This window comes from uncultured Methylibium sp., assembly GCF_902826655.1.
Lineage (GTDB): Bacteria > Pseudomonadota > Gammaproteobacteria > Burkholderiales > Burkholderiaceae_C > Methylibium.
The window spans coordinates 129,443-140,619 of sequence record NZ_CADEFR010000001.1 but is presented as its reverse complement, the minus strand read 5'-3'; the positions used below and the strand labels follow the sequence as shown (position 1 = coordinate 140,619).

11 protein-coding genes are annotated in these 11,177 nt (G+C 71.4%); 1 reads left to right on the top strand and 10 read right to left on the bottom strand.

The window, feature by feature from the left end; genetic code table 11:
• Nucleotides 1-23 precede the first annotated feature (23 nt).
• The 9 genes from QZV97_RS00720 to pqqB are packed head-to-tail and all read right to left on the bottom strand — an operon-like array spanning nt 24 to nt 8,028.
• Nucleotides 24-1,037, bottom strand: coding sequence for a tripartite tricarboxylate transporter substrate binding protein (locus QZV97_RS00720; protein WP_295636730.1), 1,014 nt, complete (start codon nt 1,035-1,037; stop codon nt 24-26).
• 4 nt (nt 1,038-1,041) lie between these two features.
• Nucleotides 1,042-1,911: an ABC transporter permease gene (locus QZV97_RS00715; RefSeq protein ID WP_295636727.1), complete on the bottom strand. Its 870-nt coding sequence runs from the start codon at nt 1,909-1,911 to the stop codon at nt 1,042-1,044.
• Nucleotides 1,912-1,913: 2 nt separating this feature from the next.
• Entirely contained in the window at nt 1,914-3,068 is a 1,155-nt protein-coding gene (locus QZV97_RS00710) for a branched-chain amino acid ABC transporter substrate-binding protein (protein ID WP_295636723.1), read from the bottom strand.
• A gap of 8 nt (nt 3,069-3,076) precedes the next feature.
• On the bottom strand, nt 3,077-4,054 hold the full coding sequence (locus QZV97_RS00705) for a PQQ-dependent catabolism-associated beta-propeller protein (RefSeq protein ID WP_295636720.1): 978 nt from the start codon (nt 4,052-4,054) through the stop codon (nt 3,077-3,079).
• Nucleotides 4,055-4,080: 26 nt separating this feature from the next.
• Nucleotides 4,081-4,827 carry an ABC transporter ATP-binding protein gene (locus tag QZV97_RS00700; RefSeq protein WP_295636718.1) on the bottom strand — a complete coding sequence of 249 codons (747 nt, stop codon included), beginning with the start codon at nt 4,825-4,827 and terminating at the stop codon, nt 4,081-4,083.
• A 58-nt stretch (nt 4,828-4,885) separates the two neighbouring features.
• Complete coding sequence (gene pqqE, locus QZV97_RS00695) at nt 4,886-6,115, bottom strand: pyrroloquinoline quinone biosynthesis protein PqqE (RefSeq protein WP_295636715.1); 1,230 nt, start codon at nt 6,113-6,115, stop codon at nt 4,886-4,888.
• Nucleotides 6,087-6,347: a pyrroloquinoline quinone biosynthesis peptide chaperone PqqD gene (gene pqqD / locus QZV97_RS00690; protein WP_295636712.1), complete on the bottom strand. Its 261-nt coding sequence runs from the start codon at nt 6,345-6,347 to the stop codon at nt 6,087-6,089. Before pqqD ends, pqqE begins: the two co-directional genes overlap by 29 nt.
• On the bottom strand, nt 6,344-7,099 hold the full coding sequence (pqqC, locus tag QZV97_RS00685) for a pyrroloquinoline-quinone synthase PqqC (RefSeq protein ID WP_295636709.1): 756 nt from the start codon (nt 7,097-7,099) through the stop codon (nt 6,344-6,346). Before pqqC ends, pqqD begins: the two co-directional genes overlap by 4 nt.
• On the bottom strand, nt 7,096-8,028 hold the full coding sequence (pqqB, locus tag QZV97_RS00680) for a pyrroloquinoline quinone biosynthesis protein PqqB (protein ID WP_295636705.1): 933 nt from the start codon (nt 8,026-8,028) through the stop codon (nt 7,096-7,098). Before pqqB ends, pqqC begins: the two co-directional genes overlap by 4 nt.
• Nucleotides 8,029-8,139: 111 nt before the next feature.
• On the opposite strand from pqqB, the gene QZV97_RS00675 reads away from it, so the two are divergent.
• Nucleotides 8,140-9,162, top strand: coding sequence for an alpha/beta fold hydrolase (locus tag QZV97_RS00675; protein WP_295636702.1), 1,023 nt, complete (start codon nt 8,140-8,142; stop codon nt 9,160-9,162).
• On the opposite strand, the gene QZV97_RS00670 is transcribed toward QZV97_RS00675, so the two are convergent.
• Entirely contained in the window at nt 9,129-11,141 is a 2,013-nt protein-coding gene (locus QZV97_RS00670) for a sigma-54-dependent Fis family transcriptional regulator (protein WP_295636699.1), read from the bottom strand. The two genes, QZV97_RS00675 and QZV97_RS00670, sit on opposite strands and share 34 nt — an antisense overlap.
• Between the last annotated feature and the right edge of the window lie 36 nt (nt 11,142-11,177).

The window sequence follows — 11,177 nt, the reverse complement described above, 5'->3', positions numbered from 1 at the left end:
CGGCCGGGGGGCGAGGCAGGGCCTCAGCCCCCTTGCCGCATCAGCCCCAGCCGCTCGACGACCCGCTTCTCGTTGGCAAAGGCTTCCTTGCAGGCGGCGGCGTACTCGGTCGGTCCCAGGTAGGCCAGTTCCTGGTCGGACTTGGCCAGCTCGGCGATGTAGGCCGGCTCCTGCATCGCGGCGCGAAAGCCGTCGTGCAGCGTCTGCACCAGGCCGGCAGACAGGCCGCGCGGGCCGCCCAGGCCGTAGGGCGAGGTGGCGACGATGCCCAGGCCCAGCTCCTTGAGCGTCGGCACCTGCGGCCAGCGCTTGCTGCGCTTCTCGCCGAAGGTGACCAGCAGCCGCAGCTTGCCGTTGTCGACGAAGGGCCCGAAGGCGGTGGAGCCGACGCCGACCTGCACCTGCCCGGTCGCGACGCCGAGCATCTGCTCGGCCACGCCCTTGTAGGGCACGTGCACGTACTCCAGGTTGCGCTGGCCGAACAGGTCTTCCACCACCACGTGCGGCGTGGTGCCGACACCGTTGGTGGCGACGGTGAGCTTGCTGCCGGACCGGCGCGCCGCGCGCGCCGCGGCGAACACGTCCTCGACCGTCTTGATGGGACTGTCGGCGGCGACCACCATGCCGAAGGTCGTGCCGGTCAGCTGCAGGATCGGCGTCACGTCGCGGATCGGGTCCCACAGCACCTTCTGCGTGTACGGTGCGCGGAAGATGGTCTGCGGCAGCTGCGCGATCGTGTAGCCGTCGGGCGCGGCCTGTTGCAGCACGGGCATGCACAGCGTGCCGCCGGCACCGCTGCGGTTCTCGGTCAGGACCTTCTGGCCGAGGTGGTGGCTCGCGGCCTCGGCCAGCACGCGCATCGCCAGGTCGGTGCCGCCGCCGGCGGGCCAGGGGATCCACAGCGTGATCGGGCGGGTGAAGTGGCCGTCGGGCTGCGCGCGTGCGCCGGCAGCCGGCAGGGTGATCGACGCCGCCGTGCCGCGCAGCAGCGTGCGGCGCCGGATGCGGTTGTGCAGCAGTTCGAGGGCGTCGCGCATCGACTCAGCCTCCGCCGCCACCGCGCTTGGCCAGCTGTCCGAAGCCGCGCTGCGGGTCGTAGCCCCAGCAGGCCAGCACGAAGAACGCCGCCAGGCAGCCCAGCACCACGTAGGGCGCGAGTCCCGGGTCCTTGCCGTAGAGCGCGAAGCGCACCCACTCCACGGCGTAGGTGAAGGGGTTGACCCTTGCGATCTGGTAGACCCACTCGGCGCCCGACTCCTGCAGCTTCCACAGCGGATAGAGCGCGGTCGACAGGAAGTACATCGGGAAGATGACGAAGTTCATCGTGCCGGCAAAGTTCTCGAGCTGCTTGATGTGCACGCTGAGCAGCAGGCCCAGCGCGCCTAGCATCAGCGCCCCCGCCATCACGGCGACCAGAGCATGCACGCCGGCCAGCGTGAAAACCGGCAGCTCGGTGCCGATGGCCAGCGCCACCGCGACGAAGGCCAGCGCCTGCAGCACCGACAGCAGTGCCGTCGCGCAGAGCTTGCAGAAGAGGATCCACGGCCGCGGCAGCGGCGCGGTCAGCAGCAGGCGCATCAGGCCCATCTCGCGGTCGTAGACCATCGCCAGGCTGGACTGCATGCCGTTGAACAGCAGCACCATGCCCACCAGTCCCGGCGCAATGTAGACCTCGTAGGGGATGTAGGTGTCGTAGGGCTCGACGATGGCGATACCGAACACGTTGCGGAAGCCCGCCGCGAAGACCGCCAGCCACAGCAGCGGCCGCACCAGCGCCGACACCAGCCGGCCGGTCTGCTGGCTGAACTTGAGCACCTCGCGCATGACGATCGCGCGCAGCGCCTGCAGCGCGTGCAGCGGGCCGTGGCGCGCGCCGGAGGTCGACGTCAGGGGCAGGGCGGCAGTGTTCATCGTCAGCGCGGGTTCTTGCAGAGCTTCTCGGCGGCGTCGGCGCCCAGCGTGTCCAGGACGTTGACCGGGTGCAGGATGCCGTCGACCGGCGCCTGCGAGATCACGCCCTGGCCGTCGGTCAGCAGCAGCGGCTGGCGCAACTGGCCGTCCCAGGCGCGAAAGCTCATGTTCACGCCCTTGGAGCCGTCGAGCTGGGCCTTCGCCAGCGCGGCCTGCCACGCCGCGGCCGGGCCCTTGGGCTGGGCCGCGGCGATGGTGATCAGGGCCTTGCCGGCCAGCCAGGCGGTCCAGTCGTGGGCGGTCATCGGGCGCTTGGCGGCCCTGGCGAAGCGGCGGCTGACCTGCGGCGCGCCGAAGCGCTCGAACTGCGCATGCCAGGCCACCGCGACCAGGCCGGCGTCGCCGACCACCGGGCGCGGCAGCACGGTGTGGTACGGCAGGCTGCGCGCGAACTCGCCGTCGCTGTCGACGACCCAGACGGCGTCGTACTGCGCGCCGGCGGTCAGCAGCAGCGGGTTGGCGAGATTGCGCTCGCGCGGGTCGGCCGACAGCTTGTAGGGTTTGGTGGCGACGACCTGCAGGCCGTAGCGCTTGATCGAGGCCTGCGCGACCGCGGCGCGCTGCTGGTCGTCGGCGCTCGGGCCGGTCAGCAGCAGCAGCTTGCTCCACTTGCGCGAGACCAGCGTCTGCGCCACCGCGTCGCTGCGCTGGCGCTCGCTGGCGGCCAGGTGGAAGACACGCGCGCGGCAGTCGGCGCCACGCAGGCGATCGTCGGCCGCGCTGAGGTTCAGCACCGGGATCTTGACCGCGTCGGCGACCGCCAGCAGCCAGTCGGCCGGCAGGTCGGCCAGCAGCACGGCAGCGCCGGCTTTCTCGGCGGCGACGGCAGCGCTGCGCGCGGTGGCGGCGTCGCGCGCCTGCTGCGTGTCGAGCGCGACGCCGGCTCCAGCCGAATCGAGCTCGAACCTGCCTTCCTCGAGCGCGACCTTCAGCGCGTCCTCGGCCGGGCCGGTCGGGTGGCCGAGGTAGGCGCGCTCGGCGCGGCTGCGTTCGAGGCGCGCGTCGTCCTCGGGCACCAGCAGCGTGGCCTTCAGGGTCGCGGCCTGGGCGGCCAGCGCGCCCGCGGCCAGCGCCGCGGCGATCAAGGTCTGCTTCATCGCTCGTGTCATTCGACGATCACCACGCCGTAGGGCACGCGGCCCACCGGGATGGACTTGATCGCCTTGACGCCGGCCACGTCGACCACGGTCACGTCGTCGGACAGGCCGTTGACGACCCAAAGCTGCGACTCGGCCTTGTTGAGCGTCACGTTCCAGGCACGCTTGCCGACCAGCACCAGGCCGGTGACCTTGCGCGCGGCCACGTCGACGAAGGCCACGTGGTTGGCCTTGCCCAGGCCGACGAAGGCGCGCTTGCCGTCCTTGGTCATCGTGATGCCGACCGGGGTGATGTCCTCGGCGCGCGCGCCCTTGACCTCGAACTTGATCGTGCCGACGACGCTGTGGTCGGCGGTCGAGATGATGGACACGCTGGTGTCGAGCTCGCTGGTGACCCACAGCTCCTTGCCGTCGGCCGTGATGGCCATGCGGCGCGGGCGCTTGCCGACCTTGACGTTCTTCACGACCTTGGCGGTCGCGGTGTCGATCACGTGCACCAGGCTCGCGACCTCGGAGGTGACGTACAGCGTCTTGCCGTCGGCGCTGAGCTTCACGCCCTCGGGCTCCTCGCCGACCTTGACCTTCTTCAGCACCTTGCCGGTCGCGGCGTCGATGAAGCTGGCTTCGCCTTCGTCCTCGTTCGAGACGTAGATGGTCTTGCCGTCGGGCGACAGGTCGAAGGCCTCGGGCTCGTCGCCGAGCGCGACGCGACGCACCGACTTGCCGGTGGCGGGGTCGATGATGTCGGCGGCGTTGGAGTCGGTGCAGGCCACCATCAGCTTGCCGTCGGGCATGCGCTGGACGTGGCGGGCGCGCTTGCAGGTCTTGATCGTGCCCTTGACGGCGAGCGTCGCGGTGTCGATCAGCGTCAGGGCGTCGTCCTTCTCGCTGCTGACGTAGGCGGTGCCCTGGGCGGCCGCGGTGCCGGCGATCAGGCCGAACGAGAGGCCGATCGACAGTCCGGTCACGAGGGTGGCAAGGCGCATCGGGAATTTCTCCTGTGTTGTCGTTGTCAGCTGGCCGTCGCCGCGCGAGGCGCGCCTTCGGCACTCGTGCGTGCGATGAAACCCTGCTCCAGCGTCGGCTTGCCGAGCGCGGCGGTGACCTCGGCCGGCGTGCCGTCGGCCAGCAGCTGGCCCTTGTGCAGCACCAGCACGCGGTCGGCCTGCTCGGCCTCCTCGACCAGGTGGGTCGCCCACAGCACCGTGACGCCGCGCTCGCGGATGTCCTCGCGCAGCGCCGCGATCAGGTCGTGGCGCGACTTGGGGTCGAGCCCGACGGTCGCTTCGTCCATCAGCAGCACGGCCGGTTGGTGCAGGATGGCGCGCACGAGTTCCACCTTGCGGCGGTTGCCACCGGACAGCTCGCGCACCTTGCGGTCGAGGTCGGCGTCGACGCCGAGCCGCGCACAGCCGGCGGCAATGCGCTCGGCAGCCAGCTTGCGCGGCAGGCCCTGCAGGTCGGCCTGGAACATCAGGTTGCGGCGGATGCTGAGGTCCAGGTCCAGCGAGATCTGCTGGAACACCACGCCGATGTGGCGCAGCGCCGCGGCGGTGCCGTGACGCAGCGAATGACCCGCGACCTCGACATCGCCCTCGTCGGCCGCGAACAGGCCGGTCAGCACCTGGAACAGCGTGGACTTGCCGGCGCCGTTGGGGCCGAGCAGGGCAGTGAACTGGCCGGGGCGCAACTCCAGGTCCAGGCCCTTGAGGGCCGCGCGTTCGCCATAGCGCTTGGTGAGGCCGCGCACGCTCAGCATCGTCTTGTCGTCTCCATCGTGAGGCGGGGCCGCGAAGGCCCCGGTCGCAGGCGGCGCGTCAGCGGCCCTCGAGCGCCGCGGACTCTAACCCAGCGTCCTCTGATCCGCAGAGCGTCCGCGAGTTCGCATCGGTGCGGTAGAGCATCTCGCCGCCGCGCGCCGCGCCGGCCACGAAGCGCAGCGGCTGGGCCGTCGCCGATAGCGCGCTGCCCTGGGCGGCCGCCTGGGCCAGCGCCTCGTCGATCAGGTGCCGGTCGGGGCTCTTGGGGCAGACCGGGTCGGTCGCCGTCGCGTCGCCGGTGACCAGGAAGGCCTGGCAGCGGCAGCCGCCGAAGTCCTTGGGGTGCTCGTCGCAGGAGAGGCAGGTCTCGCTCATCCACGAGGTGCCGCGATAGCGGTTGAAGGCGTCGCTGTCGCGCCAGATGTGCGAGATGGCGTGCTCGGTGACCTTGGGGAAGTCGAAGCCGGGCAGCATGCGCGCGCTGTGGCAGGGCAGGGCGGTGCCGTCGGGCGCGATCACCATGAAGACCGCGCCCCAGCCGGCCATGCAGGGCTTGACCTTGGCGTCGTAGTAGTCGGGCGAGACCCAGAGGATCTTCATCCTGCCGTCGAGCCGTGCGCGGTGGCTGTCGGCCACGGCCTCGGCGGCCTTGAACTCGTCGGGCGTGGGCATCAGCGCGGCGCGGTTGTGCCAGGCCCAGCCGTAGTACTGGGTGTTGGCCAGCTCCAGGAACTCGGCGCCCATGCCCTCGGCCATCTCGATGATGCGGCCCACGTGCGGCAGGTTGTAGCGATGCATCACGCAGTTCAGCACCATCGGGTAGCCGAGCGACTTGATGATCGCGGCGACCTTGTTCTTGTGGTCGAAGGTGCGCGTCGACGACAGGAAGTCGTTCAGTTCCTTGGTCGAGTCCTGGAAGCTGAGCTGGATGTGGTCGAGCCCGGCTTGCTTGAGCGCCGCGGCGCGCTTCTCGGTCAGGCCGATGCCGGAGGTGATGAGGTTGGTGTAGTAGCCGAGCTGCCGCGCCTCGGCGACCAGTTCTTCCAGGTCGTCGCGCAGCAGCGGCTCGCCGCCCGAGAAGCCGAGCTGCACGGCGCCCATCTGGCGCGCCTCGCGGAAGACGCGCTTCCAGTCCTCGGTCCCGATCTCGCTCATGTGGGCGGCGTAGTCGGTCGGGTTCGAGCAGAACACGCAGTGCAGCGGGCAGCGGTAGGTCAGCTCCGCGAGCAGCCACATCGGCGCACCGGGCGCCTGGCGTTCAGACGATCCAGTGCTGCTCATCGGCATGTCTCAGGAAGTCGTCCACGTCCGCGCGCAGCCCGGTGGTCGAGAAGGCGCGCTCCAGGTCGGCGGTGATGCCGGCCACGTCGGTCTTGCCGTCGCAGCGTTTCAGGATCTCGGTGGCCGGGCCGTTGAGCTTGACCAGGCCTTCGGGGTAGAGCAGCACCCAGCAGTCCTGGGCCGGCTCGAACTGCAGGCGGTACATCGGTGCCAGCCTGGGCTTGCGGTCGTCGCTCATGGCCGCAGCCCCGGGGCCAGGTCGTCGGGGTACGCGCGCTCGACCGCGTCGAGCATCGCCCACAGCACGTCGATCTTGAACTGCAGGATCTCGGCCGCGCGCTCCTGCTTCTCGCGCGTCGACCCGTAGGCCATCGCGACCTCGAGGCCATGCTCGACATCGCGTTGCGCCAGCGGGATGCGGGCGCGGAAGTAGCCCAGGCCCCTGGCGTCGATCCACGGGTAGTGACTGGGCCAGCCGGCCAGCCGGTCGGCGTGGATCTTGGGGGCGAACATCTCGGTGAGCGAGGAGATCACGCCTTCCTGCCACGGCGAACGGCGCGCGAAGTTGACGTAGGCATCGACCGCGAAGCGCACGCCCGGCTGCACGTGCCGCTGCGACCACAGGTCCTCGCGCGTCAGGCCGACCGCCAGGCCGAGCTGGGTCCAGATCTCGATGCCGCCCGCGTCGGCGCCCTCGAAGTCGCCGTGGCCGTCGTGGTCCAGCATGCGCAGCAGCCAGCGGCGGCGCGTCTCGCGGTCGTCGCAGTTGCTCATCACCGCCGCGTCCTTCATCGGGATCGCGAGCTGGTAGTAGAAGCGGTTGGCGACCCAGCCGCGCACCTGGAAGGGCGCCAGCGCGCCGCTGTTCAGCCGCTTGTTGAACGGATGGTGGATGTGGTAGCCCGACTCCTTGGCGCGCAGGCGCGCCTCGAACTCGGCGGGCGACCAGGGTGCCGCGTCGGCGACGCCTTGCGGAAGCGGCGCGTTCATATCTCGATCTCCATGCCGTCGTGCGCCACCTCGATGCCGCGGGCGCTCAGCTCGGCGCGCTCGGGGCCGTGCTCGTCGAGGATGGGGTTGCTGTTGTTGATGTGGATCAGCAGCTTGCGCTGGGCGCGCGTGCGATCCAGCGCGTCCATCATGCCGCCGCGCTCCGCGCTGCCGGTCTGCGGCAGATGGCCCATGTCGGAGGCGCGCTTGCTGCCCAGGCCGGCCTTGAGCATCTCGTCCTCGGTCCAGAAGGTGCCGTCGACCAGCACGCAGGCGGCGTCCTGCATCCACTCCAGTTCGGCGGGGCCGACATCGGCGAGGCCCGGGGCGTAGAAGAGCCGCCTGCCGGTCGCGCGGTCGGTGATCTCGAGCGCGATGTTGTCGCCGACCTTGGGGTCGTGGCGGTGCGGCGAGTAGGGCGGCGCCTTGCCGGGGATGGCGATCGCGCGAAAGCGCAAGGTCTCGAAGCCGTCGATGGCGAACTCGGCCAGCTTCTGTTCACCGGCCACCGGCAGCATGTGCCAGCGCACGCCGCAGTAGTGCTCGAGCACGGTGAGGATGGGCAGCCCGGTCGTCAGGTCCTCGAATACGCAGGGCGTGACGTACAGCTCCAGCGGCGGACCTTCGCGCAGGCTCAAGAGGCCGGTCGCGTGGTCGATCTGCGCGTCCATCAGGACCACGGCCTTGATCGGCGAGTCGCGCAGGCCCTGCTTCGGATGCAGGGCCGGCTGCGATCGCAGCTGCGTGCCGATGTCGGGAGATGCGTTCAGCAGCACCCAGCGCTGGCCGTCGGGCGATACCGCGATGGAGCTCTGCGTGCGCGGGCGGATCAGGCGCGAGCCTTCGCGGGTCGCGGCGCACATCGCGCAATTGCAGTTCCATTGCGGGCAGCCGCCACCGGCCCCCGCACCCAGCACCAGGACTTTCATCGCGACAGGCGGCGCACACGGCGCCGGGCAAGAATCGGGCTCCTCATCCGCGAGAGAGTGGCCGACGCGAGCAGGTCGCCGCAACCCCGCACAGACCCTGTGAAGAAAACCATGAGCGACGCCTCGCGAACCTCGCCAGAGCCGGCCCCGGGCCTGCCGCCGGGCGACTGGCTGGAGGAATGCGACGGGCATCGCGTCTGGTGGGCCGAAGGCGGCGATCCGCAGGGCCTGCCGGTGCTGGTCGTGCACGGCGGGCCGGGCGGTGCCAGCCGCATCGAGCCGACACGCTGGTTCGCAGGCCTGGCGGTGCGCTGGATCGTGCTGGACCAGCGGGGCTGCGGGCGCAGCACGCCGCCGGGCGAGACCGCGCACAACGAGCTGCCCGCGCTGCTGGCCGACATGGAGCGCCTGCGCGAGCGCCTGGGCCTGGCGCGCTGGGCGCTGGCCGGCGGGTCATGGGGCGCGCGCGTGGCGCTGGCCTATGCGAGCCGGTGGCCGCAGCGGGTCGACGGGCTGTTCCTGCGGAGCCCGTTCACCGGCACCGAAGCCGAGACGCGGCGCTACATCGCGCCCTGGCGGCGCTGGCTGGGCGCGGACGGGCGGGCGTGGCTGGGCGAGGCCGTCGCCGACGCGGCCGAGGCGCTGTTTCATGGCGCGACAGCGGCGCGCCGCGTTGGCTCAGGGTTAACGCCGAGTGGCATCGACGACGAGCGCGTCGCCCGGGCCTGGTCGGCCTACGACGACCTGCAGTCGCAGCCCGGGGGCCTTGTCGCGCGGGCCGCGGCGCGCTTCGAGGCAGCGCGCCTGCCGGCCGCGACCCCGGCGATGCGCGCCGGCTGGCGTGTGCACGCGCACTACGCGCTGGGTGGCTGGGGTGGTGACGAGGAGGCGCTGGCGTGGTCGCCGGGCGACCCACCGGTGAGCGTGGTGTGGGGCGAGGCCGATGCCACCTGCGATCCGGCCGTGGCGCACGCACTGGTCGCGCGGCTTCCCGGTGCGTGTGCGCTCGCCGTGCGTGGCGCGGGGCACCGCATGAGCGACCCCTTGCTGGCGCCCGCGCTGGCCGCGGCCGCGCGCGACTGGGCGGCCGAGGTGGCGGCCTACTCCGGCGCGCGCCAGCGCAGCTTGCGATAGATCGTGTTGCGGCTGATGCCCAGCCGCTTGGACGCGACCGAGATGTTGCCGTCGGCGGCCTCGACCGCCTGGCGGATCATCTCGCGCTCCAGTTCCTCGAGCGTCGCGCCGGTGGTGGCGCCGACCGCGGCGCGGCTGACCACCGCGGCTTCGGATGCGGCGACGGCACCGATCTCCGCGCCGGCGCGTTGCAGCGCTTCCTCGAGGAAGTCGTCGGACAGGTGCTCGCGCGTGATCAGGCTCTCGCCGGCGGCCATGACCGCGGCGGTGTGCAGCACGTTGGCCAGCTGGCGCAGGTTGCCGGGCCAGTCGTAGCGCTGCAGCAGGGTCTCGACCTCGGGCACCAGGCCGAGGTCACGATGCGGCGACTCCTCGGACAGCAGCCGGCGCACCAGCGCCATCAGGTCGGAGCGCTCGCGCAGCGGCGGCAGCTTGACCGCCAGTCCGTTGAGCCGGTAGTAGAGATCCTCGCGGATGCAGTGGCTGTCGATCAGCTCGCGCGGGTTGCGGTCGGTGGCGGCGACCAGCGCGACGTCGATGTCGACCGGCTGCATCGCGCCGAGCGGCGTCACCTGGCGCTCCTGCAGCACGCGCAGCAGCCGGGCCTGCAGGCCCGACGGCAGGCCACCGACCTCGTCGAGGAAGAGCGTGCCGCCGGAGGCCTGCACCAGCTTGCCGACGGCGCCCTGGCGCCGCGTGCCGGGGAAGGCCCCCTCGGCGTAGCCGAACAGCTCGGCCTCGAGCTGGGCCTCGGCGGTCGACGCGCACTGCACCGACACGAAGGGCCGCGCGGCGCGCCGCGACTCGGCGTGGATCGCGCGCGCCAGCATCTCCTTGCCGCTGCCGGCCTCGCCGAGGATCAGCACCGGGATGTCGCGGTTGAGCACGCGGCGCAGCTTGCCGATCACGGTCTCGACCTGCGGGTCGCCGCACAGCAGTCGCGCGAAGGTGGGGGTCGGGGCCTTCGGTGCAGTGGCCTCGGCGACGAGGGGCGACGTCGGTGTGCCCGCGTCGACGGCCTTGCCGACCAGCTCGGGGGCGGCCGGCATCGCGCCGGCCGGCGCGTCGCTGACGGCCGTCCAGCCGCCCTGCCACAGCGGCCAGTTGCAGCGGGCCTGGACGTGGATGGACTGGCCGCTGGGCAGCGCCATGCGCATCGGCGCGACCAGCAGGGAGCGACCGCGGTCGACGATGGCCCCCATCGGCGTCGACAGCAGGCTGGTCACGGTGTGCATGCGCAGCGCCGCGCCCGACAGGCCCAGCAGGTCGAGCGCGCTGCGGTTGGCACCGAGGATGCGGCCGTCGCGGTCGACCGCGAGGATGCCCTCCATCAGCGTGCCGATGAACTCCATGCGCGGGTGGAAGTGCAGGCGCAGCGAGTCGCTGAAGTCGTCGTTCAGCCAGTGGTTCTCGATCATGCGGGCCGACATCTTCACCAGGCCCATCGTGTGCGGGTGGTAGCCGCGGCGGTCGCCGGAGACGTCGAGCACGCCGAGGATGTTGCCGCGCGGGTCGAGGATGGGCGCGGCCTGGCAGGTCAGGAAGTGGTTCGCGTGCATGAAGTGCTCATCGGCATGCACCAGCACCGCGGTCTCGTCGACCAGTGCGGTGCCCATGCCGTTGGTGCCCTTGTTGCACTCGGCCCAGTTCACGCCCGGCGCCAGCGCCACCTTGCCGGCCTTCTCGAGGAAGTCCTCGTCGCCGAGCGAATGCAGGATCGTGCCCTGCGCATCGGTCAGCACCACCATGCTCTGCGTGCGCACCACCTGACCGTAGAGCAGCTCCATCACCGGCGCGGCGTGGGTGAAGAGGCGCCGGTTGCGTTCGCGGATCAGGCTGAAGTCGGCCCGGCCCACGGGGGTGTAGTCGGGTGCGCCGATGCGGCTCAGGCCCAGTGCAGCGCAACGCTCGTGCGACTCGTTGATCGACAGCACGTGCTCGCCGTCCAGCGGCAGGGCGCTGGCAATCGGACGCTCCATCGATTCGTCGCGGCGCCGACGTCCGGCGGACGGGGC

Excerpts from the sequence above, each read along its gene's own strand:
- pqqC (WP_295636709.1), bottom strand. The coding sequence starts at position 7,099 with ATGAACGCGCCGCTTCCGCAAGGCGTCGCCGACGCGGCACCCTGGTCG.
- QZV97_RS00710 (WP_295636723.1), bottom strand. The coding sequence starts at position 3,068 with ATGAAGCAGACCTTGATCGCCGCGGCGCTGGCCGCGGGCGCGCTGGCC.
- pqqB (WP_295636705.1), bottom strand. The coding sequence starts at position 8,028 with ATGAAAGTCCTGGTGCTGGGTGCGGGGGCCGGTGGCGGCTGCCCGCAA.
- pqqE (WP_295636715.1), bottom strand. The coding sequence starts at position 6,115 with ATGCCGATGAGCAGCACTGGATCGTCTGAACGCCAGGCGCCCGGTGCG.
- QZV97_RS00720 (WP_295636730.1), bottom strand. The coding sequence starts at position 1,037 with ATGCGCGACGCCCTCGAACTGCTGCACAACCGCATCCGGCGCCGCACG.
- QZV97_RS00705 (WP_295636720.1), bottom strand. The coding sequence starts at position 4,054 with ATGCGCCTTGCCACCCTCGTGACCGGACTGTCGATCGGCCTCTCGTTC.
- QZV97_RS00715 (WP_295636727.1), bottom strand. The coding sequence starts at position 1,911 with ATGAACACTGCCGCCCTGCCCCTGACGTCGACCTCCGGCGCGCGCCAC.
- QZV97_RS00670 (WP_295636699.1), bottom strand. The coding sequence starts at position 11,141 with ATGGAGCGTCCGATTGCCAGCGCCCTGCCGCTGGACGGCGAGCACGTG.
- pqqD (WP_295636712.1), bottom strand. The coding sequence starts at position 6,347 with ATGAGCGACGACCGCAAGCCCAGGCTGGCACCGATGTACCGCCTGCAG.
- QZV97_RS00700 (WP_295636718.1), bottom strand. The coding sequence starts at position 4,827 with ATGCTGAGCGTGCGCGGCCTCACCAAGCGCTATGGCGAACGCGCGGCC.
- QZV97_RS00675 (WP_295636702.1), top strand. The coding sequence starts at position 8,140 with ATGAGCGACGCCTCGCGAACCTCGCCAGAGCCGGCCCCGGGCCTGCCG.